This window comes from Longispora albida DSM 44784 (assembly GCF_000379825.1).
In the GTDB taxonomy this organism is placed as follows: domain Bacteria; phylum Actinomycetota; class Actinomycetes; order Mycobacteriales; family Micromonosporaceae; genus Longispora; species Longispora albida.
The window spans coordinates 295,857-309,268 of the sequence record NZ_KB903837.1 but is presented as its reverse complement, the minus strand read 5'-3'; the positions used below and the strand labels follow the sequence as shown (position 1 = coordinate 309,268).

13 protein-coding genes are annotated in these 13,412 nt (G+C 71.3%); 9 read left to right on the top strand and 4 right to left on the bottom strand.

Features of this window, described 5'->3' with window-relative positions; genetic code table 11:
- The first annotated feature begins 24 nt into the window (after positions 1–24).
- Both A3G1_RS0129595 and valS read left to right on the top strand, forming a co-directional pair.
- Positions 25–456, top strand: a complete 432-nt coding sequence (locus A3G1_RS0129595; RefSeq protein ID WP_018353132.1) for a CBS domain-containing protein — start codon at positions 25–27, stop codon at positions 454–456.
- A gap of 234 nt (positions 457–690) precedes the next feature.
- Positions 691–3,066 (top strand): valine--tRNA ligase, encoded by a 2,376-nt coding sequence (gene valS, locus A3G1_RS0129590; protein ID WP_018353131.1) that lies wholly within the window; start codon positions 691–693, stop codon positions 3,064–3,066.
- 30 nt (positions 3,067–3,096) lie between these two features.
- Here valS and A3G1_RS0129585 read toward each other — a convergent pair whose 3' ends face one another.
- Positions 3,097–3,570, bottom strand: a complete 474-nt coding sequence (locus A3G1_RS0129585; protein ID WP_018353130.1) for a MarR family winged helix-turn-helix transcriptional regulator — start codon at positions 3,568–3,570, stop codon at positions 3,097–3,099.
- A 72-nt stretch (positions 3,571–3,642) separates the two neighbouring features.
- Between A3G1_RS0129585 and A3G1_RS0129580 the strand changes: the two genes are divergently transcribed.
- The 5 genes from A3G1_RS0129580 to A3G1_RS0129560 all read left to right on the top strand — a co-directional run bounded on the left by A3G1_RS0129580 (position 3,643) and on the right by A3G1_RS0129560 (position 7,587).
- Positions 3,643–4,635, top strand: coding sequence for an NADP-dependent oxidoreductase (locus A3G1_RS0129580; RefSeq protein ID WP_211216402.1), 993 nt, complete (start codon positions 3,643–3,645; stop codon positions 4,633–4,635).
- Positions 4,636–4,754: 119 nt separating this feature from the next.
- Positions 4,755–5,078, top strand: a complete 324-nt coding sequence (locus A3G1_RS0129575; RefSeq protein ID WP_157641486.1) for a hypothetical protein — start codon at positions 4,755–4,757, stop codon at positions 5,076–5,078.
- Positions 5,079–5,456: 378 nt separating this feature from the next.
- Positions 5,457–6,389 (top strand): ATP-binding cassette domain-containing protein, encoded by a 933-nt coding sequence (locus A3G1_RS0129570; protein WP_245563625.1) that lies wholly within the window; start codon positions 5,457–5,459, stop codon positions 6,387–6,389.
- A complete protein-coding gene (locus A3G1_RS0129565) occupies positions 6,386–7,093 on the top strand; it encodes an ABC transporter permease (protein ID WP_018353126.1) in 708 nt (235 codons plus the stop codon). The genes A3G1_RS0129570 and A3G1_RS0129565 overlap by 4 nt, the downstream gene beginning before the upstream one ends.
- 50 nt (positions 7,094–7,143) lie before the next feature.
- Positions 7,144–7,587: an NUDIX hydrolase gene (locus A3G1_RS0129560; protein WP_018353125.1), complete on the top strand. Its 444-nt coding sequence runs from the start codon at positions 7,144–7,146 to the stop codon at positions 7,585–7,587.
- Positions 7,588–7,626: 39 nt separating this feature from the next.
- Here the strand turns inward: A3G1_RS0129560 and A3G1_RS0129555 are convergent, their stop codons facing one another.
- Positions 7,627–7,989, bottom strand: coding sequence for a nuclear transport factor 2 family protein (locus tag A3G1_RS0129555; protein ID WP_018353124.1), 363 nt, complete (start codon positions 7,987–7,989; stop codon positions 7,627–7,629).
- Between the two features lie 90 nt (positions 7,990–8,079).
- Between A3G1_RS0129555 and A3G1_RS0129550 the strand changes: the two genes are divergently transcribed.
- Positions 8,080–8,433 carry a hypothetical protein gene (locus tag A3G1_RS0129550; protein WP_018353123.1) on the top strand — a complete coding sequence of 118 codons (354 nt, stop codon included), beginning with the start codon at positions 8,080–8,082 and terminating at the stop codon, positions 8,431–8,433.
- A gap of 37 nt (positions 8,434–8,470) precedes the next feature.
- Here A3G1_RS0129550 and A3G1_RS0129545 read toward each other — a convergent pair whose 3' ends face one another.
- Complete coding sequence (locus A3G1_RS0129545; protein WP_018353122.1) at positions 8,471–9,232, bottom strand: carbonic anhydrase; 762 nt, start codon at positions 9,230–9,232, stop codon at positions 8,471–8,473.
- Positions 9,233–9,373: 141 nt separating this feature from the next.
- Here A3G1_RS0129545 and A3G1_RS0129540 point away from each other — a divergent pair, with 141 nt between their 5' ends.
- Positions 9,374–11,419: a phosphocholine-specific phospholipase C gene (locus tag A3G1_RS0129540; RefSeq protein WP_018353121.1), complete on the top strand. Its 2,046-nt coding sequence runs from the start codon at positions 9,374–9,376 to the stop codon at positions 11,417–11,419.
- 83 nt (positions 11,420–11,502) lie between these two features.
- Here the strand turns inward: A3G1_RS0129540 and A3G1_RS39180 are convergent, their stop codons facing one another.
- Positions 11,503–13,407 carry a hypothetical protein gene (locus tag A3G1_RS39180; protein WP_157641485.1) on the bottom strand — a complete coding sequence of 635 codons (1,905 nt, stop codon included), beginning with the start codon at positions 13,405–13,407 and terminating at the stop codon, positions 11,503–11,505.
- Positions 13,408–13,412 lie beyond the last annotated feature (5 nt).

Here is a 13,412-nt window from a genome sequence, read left to right as displayed (position 1 = left end):
GAGGAGCGACCTCTGGAGGGGGACATGAAGGCGAAAGAGATCATGAGCAAGGGCGTGACCTGCGTGCCGTCCCACGAGACCCTGGATCGGGCAGCGCAGATGATGAAGGAGCTCAACGTCGGCTCGTTACCGATCTGCGGACCGGACAACAAGCTGATGGGCATCATCACGGACCGCGACCTGGTGATCAAGTGCATGGCCGAGGGCAAGGACCCGTCCCGGATGACGGCCGCGGACCTCGCCCAGGGCCGGCCGGTCTGGATCGACAGCAACGCCGACGAGCGCGAGGTGCTCGACCTGATGGAGAGCAACCGGATCCGCCGGCTGCCGGTCATCGAGGCGCACGCCCTCGTCGGCATGATCAGCGAGGCCGACCTGGCCAAGCACCTGTCGGAACAGCAGATCGCCGAGTACTGCTCCGCCGTCTACTCGGCACCGCCGAGCCCGGCTGGGTAGGTTCACCTCTTTCTGGCGGGACCCTGCGGGTGGGGTCCCGCTAGGATGGCGGGAACGCACTGTGAGACCCCGGAGGGAGACGTGATGAAGATCAGCGAGTTCCTGATCGTGTTCCGTCGTTCCCTGGGCATGCCGCGAGTAATGGGCGGGTAGCACCCGCTCCCCCTGCGCTCTCCTTTCCCCGGCCGGTCCGAGAGCCCGGCCATCGTGGCATGCGCGAAGGCGATCACACAGATGAACAAGAACCTGGACGAGCTCGGCCCGAAGTGGGCCGGGCAGTGGGCCATCGACGGCACCTACACCTTCGACCGGTCGAAGAGCCGCGCCGAGATCTACTCCATCGACACCCCGCCGCCGACCGCGAGCGGCACCCTGCACGTGGGGCACGTGTTCAGCTACACCCACACCGACATCATCGCCCGCTACCAGCGGATGCGCGGCAAGGAAGTGTTCTACCCGATGGGGTGGGACGACAACGGCCTGCCGACCGAGCGCCGCGCGCAGAACTTCTTCAACGTGCGCTGCGACCCGGCACTGCCCTACGACCCCGGCTTCGAGCCCGACGGCGAGCCGCACGTGGTGTCCCGGCAGAACTTCATCGAGCTGTGCGAGCGGATGACCGCGGAGGACGAGCAGGCCTACGAGGAACTCTGGCGGCGGCTCGGCCTGTCGGTGGACTGGTCTCAGACCTACACGACGATCGGGACGAAGGCCCGGCGGGCAGCCCAGCGGGCTTTCCTGCGGGCGCTGGCCGGCGGTGAGGCGTACCAGGCAGAGGCGCCGACGTCGTGGGACACCACCTTCGGCACGGCCGTGGCCCAGGCCGAGCAGATCGACAAGGAGACCCCCGGGCACTTCCACACCCTGGCCTTCGGCGGCGGGCTGCGCGTGGACACGACCCGGCCAGAGCTGCTGCCCGCGTGCGTGGCGCTGGTTGCGCATCCTGCGGATTCCCGCTACCAGAATCTTTTTGGTACCCGGGTGCGCGTGCCCTTCGCCGGGCACGAGGTGACCGTGCACCCGCACCGGCTGGCCGACCCGGAGAAGGGTACGGGCCTGGTGATGGTGTGCACGTTCGGCGACGCGACGGACGTGATCTGGTGGCGGGAGCTGGGGCTCGACACGCGGGTGATCATCGGGCGCGACGGCCGGATGACGGGTGCTGGTGAACTCACGGGGCTGACGGTGCGGCAGGCCCGGCGGGCCGTGGTGGCGGCACTGCGCGAGTCGGGCGAGCTCATCGGCGAACCCCGGCAGATCACGCACCCCGTGCGGTACTACGAGAACGGCGACCTGCCCCTGGAGATCGTGAGCAGCCGGCAGTGGTTCATCAAGACGATGGCCCACACCGAGCGGCTCCTCGAACGGGGGCGCGAGCTGGAGTGGCACCCGCAGCACATGCGGACCCGGTACGAGAACTGGGTGACCGGGCTGACCTCCGACTGGCTGATCAGCCGGCAGCGGCACTTCGGGGTGCCGTTCCCGGTGTGGTACGCGATCGGCGAGGACGGGGCCGTCGACTATGGACGGACCATCGTGCCGGAGGAGTCCGCCCTGCCGGTGGACCCGGCGGTGGACACCGCGCCCGGGTACGCCGAGGACCAGCGGGGCAAGCCGGGTGGCTTCAGCGGGGAGACCGACATCATGGACACCTGGGCCACGTCCTCACTGAGCCCGCAGATCGTGTGCGGCTGGGAGGAGGACCCGGACCTGCTCGCCAGGACGTACCCGATGGACCTGCGGCCACAGGCTCACGAGATCATCCGTACCTGGCTGTTCGCGACCCTGGTGCGGGCCCAGGAGCTGCCGTGGAAGCACGCGGCGATCTCGGGATGGGTGCTCGACCCCGACCGGAAGAAGATGGGCAAGTCCAAGGGCAACGCCCTGACGCCGGTGGGGCTGCTCGCGGAACACGGGCCGGACGCCGCCAGGTACTGGGCTGCCTCCGGGCGGCTCGGCGTGGACACGGCCTTCGAGCCCGCCCAGTTCAAGGTGGGGCGGCGGCTGGCGATGAAGCTGCTGAACGTGGGCTCGTTCGTGCTGTCCTTCGAGGACCGGGGCGGGCGGGCAGAGGCTCCCGTGGACCTGGCGCTCCTGGCGGCCGTGGACGAGGCCTGCCGGGCCGCGACCGGGGCACTGGACAACTACGAGCACGCGGCGGCGCTGGCCGAGGCCGAGCGGATCTTCTGGTCGTTCTGCGACGACTACGTGGAACTGGTGAAGGAACGCGCCTACGCCGGCGACCCGTCGGCGATCGCGACGCTGCGCGAGGCACTGTCGGTGCTCCTGCGGCTGTTCGCGCCGTACCTGCCGTTCGTGACCGAGGAAGTGTGGTCGTGGTTCCGGGAGGGGTCCATCCACCGGGCGGAGTGGCCAGCCGCTCCGGGGGGCCGGGCATCCACTGTGGTGTTCGACCTGGCTTCCCGCATGATCGGCGAGATCAGGAAGGCGAAGTCGGCGGCGAAGCTGTCGATGCGGGCACCGGTGAGCGCGGTGAGCGCCAGCGGGCCTGCGGAGATGGAACTGGCCCTCGCGGACGTGGCGGCTGCGGGGCGAGTGGAGTCGATGGTGTTCGGGCGTGGTGAGTTCGAGGTGGATGTGCGGATCTGAGCAGGCTGAACTGAGGGCGAGTGGCCCGGGTTACGTGCGGAGTTTGCGCCAGATGGCTGTGAGCGTGGCGAGCTCGGCGGCAGTCAGCTTGTCGGTGAAGTACGGCGCGATGACCTCCCGGCGGGTCTCGTCGGCAGCCGCGTACAGCTCCTGCCCGGCCGGGGTCAGGGCCACCACGGTGGCCCGGGCGTCGGCCGGGCTCGGCTCGCGCGTGATCAGGCCCCGGGCGGCCAGCTCGTCGAGCACCCGCGACAGGCGGCTGCGGGACAGCATGGCCGCCTCGCCGAGCTGCGTCGCGGTGACCGGCTCCGACTGCTGCGCGAGCCAGAACAGCGCCTCGAACCAGGACAGCGGCATGTTGTGCCGGGCGCTGAGGGCCTTGTCGACCAGGCAGGTGAGGGCGTTGCCCGCCCAGATCAGGCCGTAGAAGGCCGGGTCGGGGATCGGGCTCGGGTGCTGGCCGGGGTCCTGGTTGCGGCGGTCACCGTGGGTATCGAAGGTCACTCGTCAAGTATATGTGCGTGCGCACGCAAGTGGTAGCGTGGGGCCATGAGTTCTCCTGTGACGTTTCCGGTCATGAGCCGCGAAGTACATCTTGCCGCCCGGCCCGTCGGCGCCCCGAAGCCCTCTGACTTCGCGCTGGTGAGCGTCGAGGTGCCGGCACCCGGCCCCGGCCAGTTCCTGGTCCGCAACACGTGGATGTCCGTCGACCCCTACATGCGGGGCCGGATGAACGACGTGAAGTCGTACCTGCCCCCGTTCCAGCTCGGCGAGGTCATGGACGGCGGGGCGGTCGGCGAGATCGTCGCCTCCGAGCACCCTGACTACCCGGTCGGCGCGCACGTGCTGCACTCGGCGGGCTGGCGGGAATACGCCCTGCTCACGGCCGGGCGGATCGTCGACACGGAACTGGCACCCGCCAGCGCCTACCTGGGTGTGCTGGGCATGCCGGGGCTCACCGCGTACGCGGGGCTGCTGGAAGTGGCACAGTTCCAGCCGGGCGAGACCGTGTTCGTGTCGGGCGCGGCCGGGGCGGTCGGGAGCCTGGCCGGCCAGTTCGCGAAGCTGCTCGGCGCGAGCGTGGTCGTCGGGTCGGCAGGCGGGCCGGAGAAGGCGAAGCGGCTCGTCGAGCAGTTCGGCTACGACGCGGCGATCGACTACAAGGCCGGGGACGTGCGCGGGCAGCTCAAGGCAGCCGTGCCGGACGGCGTCGACGTCTACTTCGACAACGTGGGCGGTGAGCACCTGGAGGCCGCGATCTCGACGATGCGCCCCTTCGGGCGGGTCGCGATGTGCGGGGCGATCAGCATGTACAACGCGACCGGGCCGGTGGCCGGGCCGTCGAACCTCGGGCTGGCGATCGGCAAGCGGCTGACCCTCAAGGGCATGCTCGTCGGGGACCACCAGGAACTGGCCCCGCAGTTCGCCCAGCAGGTCGCCGGCTGGCTGAAGGACGGCAAGCTGGAGGTCGAGGAGACCGTCGTCGACGGCATCGGCAACGCCGCCGAGGCGTTCATCGGGATGCTGGGCGGAGCCAACACGGGGAAGATGCTGGTCCGGCTGGGGTAGGCCCTGGGTCGTCCCGCTCGCGGGGGCGTGGCCCGGGTGTGGTGGGCCGGCGTGGCGTAACGCTGGCCCTGCCGCCGCTGACGTACTGGTGAACAGGCTGGTACTGCTGGCGGAGGAGGATGGCTTTGCTGACAACGGCGCTCGGCATTCTGGACACCCACCACGACCCCGATCTCGGGTCGGCCCGGATCACCCGGCTGAGGCTGGAATGCGACGGGATGCGGCCGTACTGGCTCGAGCCGGACACCACCTACCTGCTCAGCCACGACGGCTGGGACTGGATCATCCGTGGTGGCCAGTGGGGCCAGGCCCGGCTGACCCAGCTCGGCGAGCCGATCTCCGCCCTGCCACTCACCGACCGCGCCGAGCCGCTACAGCGCGGCCGCTCGTACCTGATCCAGCCACAGCCGGGGAGCCGGTGGGAGCTGGTGGAGCAGGGGTGAGGGGTGGTTGTTCCCTGTGGTGAGTGGGGCCGCGGTGGTGCGCAGGGCCGCGGAGCGGCGCGGCCGGCAGGCCGCGGGAGCGGAGCGGGTCCCGAGCGTGAGCGAGGGCGCGCGGTAGCGCGTGGGTTGAGGTCTGGCGCGCGGTAGCGCGTGAGGTTCGGGCCGGGCGCGTGGTGGGTGGCTGGGGAGCACGGGCGTGCGGCCGGCAGGCCGCGGGAGCCCGCGCGGTGACGGAGTGGACGGACGGCGGGGGCTGCGGGGCGGGTTCGCGGCCGGGTGTGGTGCGCCGGGCGGGGCGCCCGGGCGTTGCCGGGAGCGGTGCGGGGAATATCGTGGGAAGTGTGAACGCCGTTCCCGGTACAAAATAAGCTCTTCGTCATGATTGTGGAAGCGGCCGGCCTCGGGAAGTCGTTCGGGTCGAAGCGCGCGGTCGACGAGGTCAGCTTCGTGCTCGAACCGGGCCGGGTCACGGGGTTCCTGGGGCCGAACGGCAGCGGCAAGAGCACGACGATGCGGCTGATGCTCGGGCTCGACCACGGTGACGGCCGCACGCTCTACGACGGGCGGCAGCTCGCGGAGCATCCCGTCCCCGGCCGGGTCGCCGGGGCGCATCTCGACGCGAAGTCCTTCCATCCGAACCGGACGGCGCGGGCGCACCTGCGGATGCTCGCGGCCGGCAGCGGGGTCCGGGATCACCGGGTCGACGAGGTGATCGAGCAGGTCGGGCTGGGCACCGTGGCCGGCAAGCGCCCGAGGGGGTTCTCGCTCGGCATGGGCCAGCGGCTCGGCCTGGCCAGCGCGATCCTCGCCGAGCCTGCCGTTCTCCTGCTCGACGAGCCGGCCAACGGGCTCGATCCGCAGTCGATCGCGTGGCTGCGTGACTTCATCCGGGCGTACGCCTCCCACGGCAAGGTCGTCTTCGTCTCCAGCCATCTCATGTCGGAGATGCAGCTCATGGCCGACGATCTCGTGGTGATCGGCCGGGGCAGGCTGATCGCGCACGAGCCGCTGGCGGCCTTCGTCGCCCGGAGCACCCGCAACGACGTGCTGGTCCGTGTGCCCGACCCGGTGTCGCTGCTCGGTCACCTGCTCGCCGAGGGCCTGTCGGCCGTCCGCGAGGGTCCCGACGGCGTGGCCGTCAGCGGGACGACGACCGAGAAGGTCGGCGAGGTCGCGTTCCACTGCGGGCAGCCGGTGCGTGAGCTGACCACGCGGACGGCCAGCCTGGAGCAGGCCTTCCTCGAGCTGACCTCGGACCATCAGGAGTACGCGGCGCAGAACGAGCGCGGACCAGGAGGAGTAGCCGGATGATCCAGTACGAGTGGCGGCGGATCTCGTCCGTGCCCGGGACGTGGATCCTGGCCGCGATCGCGATCGTGCTGGCCGGGGCGTTCCAGGCGCTCATCGTCGCCAACACGCCCGCCGAGCCGGACGGCCCGGGCAACCTGGCGGCCTGCCTGACCCTGCCGCTCCTCTTCGGAGGGTTCGTGTTCGCGGGGTTCGGGGCGCAGTCGATCGGCCAGGAGTACCGGTTCGGCACGATCCGGTCGACGCTCACGCTCTTCCCGATCCGGCCGGCGGTCTTCGCGGCCAAGCTGGCCGTGGCGGGAGCGTTCGCGCTCGCCGTGTTCCTGGTCGCCGCGGCGGCCTGTGTTGTCATCGCCGCCGTGGCCGGGCAGACGCTCGGGCTCAGCGGTGCCGTCTGGGCGCTCGCCGCCCGGGTCGCTGTGGTCGTGATCGGCTGGCTGGCCTGGGGTTTCGGCATCGCCGCCCTGACCAGGAACACCGCGCTCGGCATCGTCCTGCCGCTCGTCATCGCGCTGATCGTCGAGGTGCCGCTGGTGTCGGTGTTCGGCGGGCGCTTCCCGTGGATCGCGGACATCCTGCCGTTCACCAACGCCCTGCAGGCCCAGAGCCTGACGGACGGGGGCTGGGGCGGGCTGGGGATCTTCGGCCTCTGGTCACTGGCCGTCGCCGCCTGCGCCTACTTCGCTTTCGTGTACCGGGACGCGTAGCGTCCACTCGCGACCCCGCGCAGACCACGCCCCCTGCGTACAGTCCACGTGTGATCATCCACCGGCCAGCCGTCCGCGTCCTCTGCCTCGACGAGAACGGGCGGATCCTGCTCATCCAGTGGCGTGACCCCTTCGACGGCCACCTCGTCTGGGAACCTCCCGGCGGCGGCGTCGAGGACGGCGAGTCCTACCTGGACACAGCCCGCCGCGAACTCGCCGAGGAGACGGGCCTCGATCCCGCCCGGATCGGCGAGCGGTACGTGATGGTCGAGCGCGACGTCCGCTGGAACGGCAAGCACTACGGCGGCGCGGAAGCGTTCTTCCTGGCCAGGTACGCGGGCACGCCGGAGGTCCGGCCGGCCGGCCTCATGCCCGACGAGACCGGCAACCTGGTCTCGCACGCCTGGGTGACCGAGGCGGACCTGAAGGACCTGACCGGCGATGTCGAGCCACCCCAGCTGCTGGCGGTCCTGGCCTCCCTCGCAGAGGGCTGAGCCGAGCCCAGCGCCACGTCCAGCCGAGGACCCCGGCGGCTAGCGGAGGAAGCGCACCCGGTCGATCAGCCCGTCCGTGACCCGGTACGCGACGAGGAGCCGGACCGGCTCTTCCGCCAGCCCGTGGGCCACCTCGTGGTCGACGACCCAGCCGCCCTCGGTCAGCCGGCCGGCGATCTCCGCCCGGCACCTGCCCTCGGCGAACTGCGCGGCGTACGCCTCCCGCACGGCGTCCCGGCCCTGGATGACCGACCCGTCCGGGTAGTCGATCCTGGTCTCCTCCGCGTAGCACCCCGCGAAGGCCTCCAGGTCGTGGGCGTTGTACGCGGCCAGCTGCCGCTCGACCACTTCGGCGGGAGTCTGGGTCACCGGCGATCCGGCGGGCGGGGCGATCGCATCCATCCCGCGATTGTGCCGTACCCGGTTTGCGGGCGGAAACCTCCGGGTAACCCACCACCGAGGACAGACGCAAACAGGACTCTTGGAGGCGTCATGACGAACTGGGACCCGTGGAACTACCCTGCCACGTCTGGCTACGCCCCCGGTGTGACCGACCTGGCCGGATACTCGGTGGAAGCGACCGACGGCAGCATCGGCCATGTTGACGAGGCGACGCACGACGCGGGCGGCTCGTACCTGGTGGTCGACACCGGCCCGTGGATCTTCGGCAGCCTCGTGATGCTGCCGGCCGGAGTGATCAGCCAGGTGGACGTGGCCAACCGGAAGGTGTACGTGGCCAGGACCAAGGAGCAGATCAAGGACTCCCCGCCGTACGGCAAGGATCTCCGTGACGACGCCACGTACCGGGACAGCCTCGGCACGTACTACGGCAGGCCGTTCTTCTAGGATCTGCCGCCTCGGCACCGGCCGGGTCAGCCTCACGTCATCCCGTGAAGCTGACCCGGCCGGTGTCGAGGTCGTAGCGCGCCCCGACCACCCGGCAGCTGTCCTCAGCCGCCAGCTCGCGCCGTACCCGGTCGACATGGCACCGGACCGTGTTCTGCACCAGGTCTCCCGGCCGGGTCCGCGCCTCGCGCACGGCTGGCGCGATCTGCTCGACGAGTACCCCGAGCCGCCCCGGAGCCGCGGTACCGGACAGCACGTGCTGGACAGCGGCCGTCACCGCCCCGCATCGCGAGTGCCCGAGCACGACCACGAGCGGCACGTGCAGTTCCTTCACTCCGAACTCGACACTCGCCAGCGCGACGGCGTCGAGGACGTGCCCGGCGGTCCGGACGACGAGCAGGTCACCGAGGCCGAGGTCGAAGACGAGTTCCGGTGGTACGCGGGAGTCGACGCAGCCCACGACCAGCGCGAACGGGTGCTGGCCCGACGCGACGCGGCTGCGGTGCCCGGCGCTCGCGTCCGGGTGGACCTCGTGGTTCCTGGCGTATCTCTGGTTGCCGGCTTTGAGAAGGCGCAGCGCGTACTCGGCAGACACCGGGTCGTGCGCCACGGCCGGCGGGGTCTCCGAGGCGCGGACGGTGTCGGCGCCCAGCCAGGCCAGCCCGGCGCCGGCCAGGCCCGCGCGGAGCAGCAGCCTGCGGCTGAAGAACTTCGGGACAGGAGCGGGGACGGGTACCGGGGCGGAGAGCGGCGGGGTGCGGCGCGGCCCGGAGAGCAGGTACGCCCGTAAGTCATCCATACCCTGCCCAACGCGGGCAGCCCGCCCAGAGTTTCGGGAATGGCACACGAGCTAGTGGTCCAGACCACTGGCCGCGCCAGCCTGGCCTGGGGTTTCGGCGGAGTTCACTCCAGAGCCATGATCAGTGGATAGACACGGCTCATGTCTGACTCGCTGCCCCTCAGCCGCCGCGCGGTACTCGGTTACGGTGCCGCCTCGGCCGGTGCCGTCGCCGCCGCCTCGCTCCTGCCGCCGTCCGTCCAGGCCGCGCTCGCCCAGCCGGCCAAGCCCGGCGGGCTGCCGGCGATCAAGCACGTCGTCTACCTGGTACAGGAAAACAGGTCTTTCGATCATTACTACGGCTCGCTGCGCGGCGTGCGGGGCTTCGGTGACCCCAACGCCGTCCGGCAGCGCAGTGGCAGGAGCGTCTTCGCCCAGCCCAAGCCCGGCACGGCCGGGGGCGAGGTGCTGCCCTTCTCGGTGCGCGAGGCCGCGAAGGCCGGAAACAAGGACATCCACTACATCGGCGACCTGCCGCACGGCTGGGCCGACGGGCACAAGGCCTGGGCCGAGGGCTGGTTCGACGGCTGGATCGGCGCCAAGGGTGCCGCGACGATGGCGTACTACGACCGCACCGACCTGCCGTTCCACTACGAGCTGGCCGACACGTTCACGATCTGCGACGCCTACCACTGCTCGGTGATGAGCTCCACCAGCCCGAACCGCAACTACCACGTCAGCGGCACGATCGGCTACGAGCCGAACGGCAAGCGGGCCACCGGCAACTCCGCCTACGCCGAGGACACCCACCCCGGCTACACCTGGGGCACCTACGCCGAGCGCCTCGAACAGGCAGGCAAGACCTGGAAGGTGTACCAGGAGTGGGACAACTACCAGGACAACAACCTGGAGTTCCACGCGCCGTTCAAGCAGATCGCCCGCAAGGCGCTGGCCGGCCTCGGCCTGAAGAGCCTGGACTCCTTCTACGGCAAGGTGTCCGCCGCCGCCGACCCGGCCCCGCTCTTCGAGGCGCTGGCAGCCGGAGTGGCCACACTGGAGCCGGGTGAGCGCGCCCGGTTCGAGCGCGCCCTGCACCGCGTTCGCCCCGGCACGCTCGCCGCGGCCTTCCGCGCCGACGTCGAGGCTGGCACCCTGCCCCAGGTCTCCTATCTCGTACCCTCAGCGAAGGACTCCGAGCACCCCGGCGCCTCCTCCCCCGCAGCCAGCGCGAACATCACGTACCAGGTGCTCGACGCCCTCGCCTCGAACCCGGACGTGTGGGCGAGCACCGCCCTGTTCATCACGTACGACGAGAACGACGGCTACTTCGACCACGTCCCGCCGCCCGTGCCCCCGGCTGCCTTCAAGGACGAGTGGGTCGACGGCCAGCCGATCGGCCTCGGTATCCGGGTACCCATGATCGTGGTGTCCCCGTGGACCGTCGGCGGGTACGTCTGCTCGGAGACCTTCGACCACACCTCGATGGTCCGGTTCACCGAGGAGTGGCTGGGCGTCGCAGAGCCGAACATCAGCACCTGGCGGCGTACCGTGGCCGGCGACCTCACCTCCGCCTTCTGCTTCGACCGCGGGCGCAGGCAGCCGGCCGTGACGAGCCCGGCCCCGACCCCGCCGGCCACTCCCCGCTGGCGCCCCGTACCCCCGGCCACCCAGGCGCAGCCGGTGCAGGAGGACGGCACCCGCCCGGCCCGCCCGCTCCCCTACCAGCCCGACGCCTCCTACACCGGCGGTGTCCTGTCCGTCCGCAACGACGGCCCGTCGAGCGCGCACCTGATCGTGTGGCCGTACGCCGGCGAGTTCACCAAGCCACAGCACCTGGACGTCCTCGGTTCCTCCACACTGGACGTACCGGCCACGGACACCTACCAGCTCCTGGTCACCGGCCCGAACGGCTTCCGCCGCGAGTTCACCGGGGCGGGAGCCGAGCAGATCGAGGTCCGCACCGCGATCCGGGGCCTGACCCGGCAGCTCGCCATCACGCTCGTCAACCGTGGCCCGGCTCTCCGCACGTTCGTCGTCGACGGCGAGCGGCGGATCAACGTCAAGCCCGGCAGGGAGTACGAGCTGATCCAGGGCACCGCCAGGTCCCACGGCTGGTACGACATGACGATCACGGTCGCCGAGGAACCGGGTTTCGCGCGCCGCCTGGCAGGCCACCTCGAGAACGGCAAGGAAAGCATCAGCGGCTGACCCGACGTCCTGGCCCCGGTGTTCCCGTATCCGCTACGGGTCACACCGGGGCCGGGCTGCTGTCACGCCCGTCGGAGACCCGGTCAGGAGACCATCCATCCCGCCTGGGCGAAGGCCCTGGCCGCCGCCGCCTCGTACAGCACGAGTGCGAGCCAGCTCCGGGCGAACTCCTCCCCGGAGTCCGAGGTGATCCGCCCGAACGGATCCCGGCCCCGGTCCCTCGCCGCGAGCGTCACCTGGTCGAGCAGCGCGGCCCCGGTCTCCAACCGGGCACGGCGCAGCGCACCACTGTCCACACCGGCCAGCGCCTGCACCGCCCGGCCCCCGGCCGTGATCCGCTCGATGTGCCGCCGGAGCAGCGCCAGCGCCGGGTCGGCCGGCCTGACGACCACCGGCTCCAGCTCGTCGCCGCCGGCGTTGGCCTCAACTTCCCCTTCACCGCTCGCCTCGCCACGCACACCGCTCTCTCCGGAGGCCATGGCATCGTCGCCCTCCCCAGCAACCTCGGCCTCACCTCCCCTGGCAGCCTCGCCCTTCCCGGTGTACCCCGGGATGTGGCTGCGGTGCAGCCGGTCGATTCCCAGGTCGGCGTGGCCGCCCCACGCCGCCGGAAGCGCCAGCGTGGACTCCGCGTCGTCCGGCACACCCACCGAGAGAGCGATCAGGGTGAGCGGGCTGGCCGGGTCGGGCTGGCCGATCAGAAGCAGCTCGGTACCGGGCGCCTGCGCGAGGACCTGGAGATTGTCCTGATAGGGCAGTGCCCGGCCCGTGCCCGGTGCCGTGAGCGTGATCCGCAGCCCGTCCGGCGTCGCGGCCTGCGGAAGCCCGTCCGGCCCTCGGCCCAGCAGCCGGACCCGGAGGAACATCAGATCCGACCCGGCTGGCCGGGCCGTGACTGGCAGCCCCAGGGAGGCGAAGGCCCGTTCCGCCTGGGCCGCCACCGGCTCCGCCCAGAGTCCCGCCAGCGGCTCGGCTGTCCAGCTCGCACCGGAGGCCCGGACAGCCTTGACCGACTTACCGGCCCCCAGCTGGCGATGCGCCGAGGCGGTCGCCCCGGACACCACCAGCCCGGCCCTGGTCAGCGCGCGATGGCTGAGGGCGGCCTCACCGAGCGCGACCGTCGCGTGCGGAGCGGTCAGCGCGCGGTCGGCGCCGCCCGGGTACAGGTCGGCGATCGCCCAGATCGTGCTGTCCTTGGCGACCACGTACGTCACCGTGCCCGCGTGACCCGACCGGGCCACCACCGGCACGCTGCACAGCCCGGACAGGCGCAGGCTGCCGTGCAGCTCGTACCCCCGCCGCGCCGTGCCGACCAGGTCGGGAGCCAGGTCAGCCGGCAGCGCCGGATCGCACAGCTGCCGGGACAGCGCCAGCAGCTCTCCCAGGTCGTCGGTCATCACCGGCAGCCGGTAAGCCGCGTGCTGTTCGCGGGCGGAACGCAGCCCGGCGGCAACCCGCCTCGTCGTCGCGGCGATCCGGTGCAGCCCCTCGGCCCGGGCCGCATGGGCCGCGCGATACAGCCCGGCTTCCGTCACCACCCCGGCACCCTGGACACCAGCGGCGAGCACGGAAACACCCTGCCGCCACAGCGCATCGGCCGCAGCACGCTGCCCGGCTGTCAGGTCGGCGGCAGCCGCCGGCTCCGTGAAACTCTCCACTTCGGACTCGGGAGCCGTAGCTGCGAGTTCGGCCACCTCAGCGACCGGGGCACAGGACAGCACCGCCGCACGATGCAGGCAGTTCGGCGCGAGCAAGCAGCTGCACACCGCCCCGTCTCCGGTTCGGACCGCCCCCGCGTCCATCGTCAGGGTGACAGTTGTGCTCTCGTCCACGGTCACGACGACAGCCGAGTCCCCGGAGGCCGACACCGGCCAGCCCTGGGCCTTGGCCACCGTGTCGTCGAGGCGTTTGCGGAGCCGGGCAGGCAGCGCGTCGACCGCCTCCGCCAGCACCAGGCCGTCCACGGGCGGCAGTCCAGCCTCACTCATCGTGT

What these genes read in the sequence shown, in the direction of transcription:
- A3G1_RS0129595 (WP_018353132.1), top strand. Translation starts at nt 25, where the DNA reads ATGAAGGCGAAAGAGATCATGAGCAAGGGCGTGACCTGCGTGCCGTCC.
- valS (WP_018353131.1), top strand. Translation starts at nt 691, where the DNA reads ATGAACAAGAACCTGGACGAGCTCGGCCCGAAGTGGGCCGGGCAGTGG.
- A3G1_RS0129580 (WP_211216402.1), top strand. Translation starts at nt 3,643, where the DNA reads ATGAGCCGCGAAGTACATCTTGCCGCCCGGCCCGTCGGCGCCCCGAAG.
- A3G1_RS0129575 (WP_157641486.1), top strand. Translation starts at nt 4,755, where the DNA reads ATGGCTTTGCTGACAACGGCGCTCGGCATTCTGGACACCCACCACGAC.
- A3G1_RS0129570 (WP_245563625.1), top strand. Translation starts at nt 5,457, where the DNA reads ATGATTGTGGAAGCGGCCGGCCTCGGGAAGTCGTTCGGGTCGAAGCGC.
- A3G1_RS0129565 (WP_018353126.1), top strand. Translation starts at nt 6,386, where the DNA reads ATGATCCAGTACGAGTGGCGGCGGATCTCGTCCGTGCCCGGGACGTGG.
- A3G1_RS0129555 (WP_018353124.1), bottom strand. Translation starts at nt 7,989, where the DNA reads ATGGATGCGATCGCCCCGCCCGCCGGATCGCCGGTGACCCAGACTCCC.
- A3G1_RS0129550 (WP_018353123.1), top strand. Translation starts at nt 8,080, where the DNA reads ATGACGAACTGGGACCCGTGGAACTACCCTGCCACGTCTGGCTACGCC.
- A3G1_RS0129545 (WP_018353122.1), bottom strand. Translation starts at nt 9,232, where the DNA reads ATGGATGACTTACGGGCGTACCTGCTCTCCGGGCCGCGCCGCACCCCG.
- A3G1_RS0129540 (WP_018353121.1), top strand. Translation starts at nt 9,374, where the DNA reads ATGTCTGACTCGCTGCCCCTCAGCCGCCGCGCGGTACTCGGTTACGGT.
- A3G1_RS39180 (WP_157641485.1), bottom strand. Translation starts at nt 13,407, where the DNA reads ATGAGTGAGGCTGGACTGCCGCCCGTGGACGGCCTGGTGCTGGCGGAG.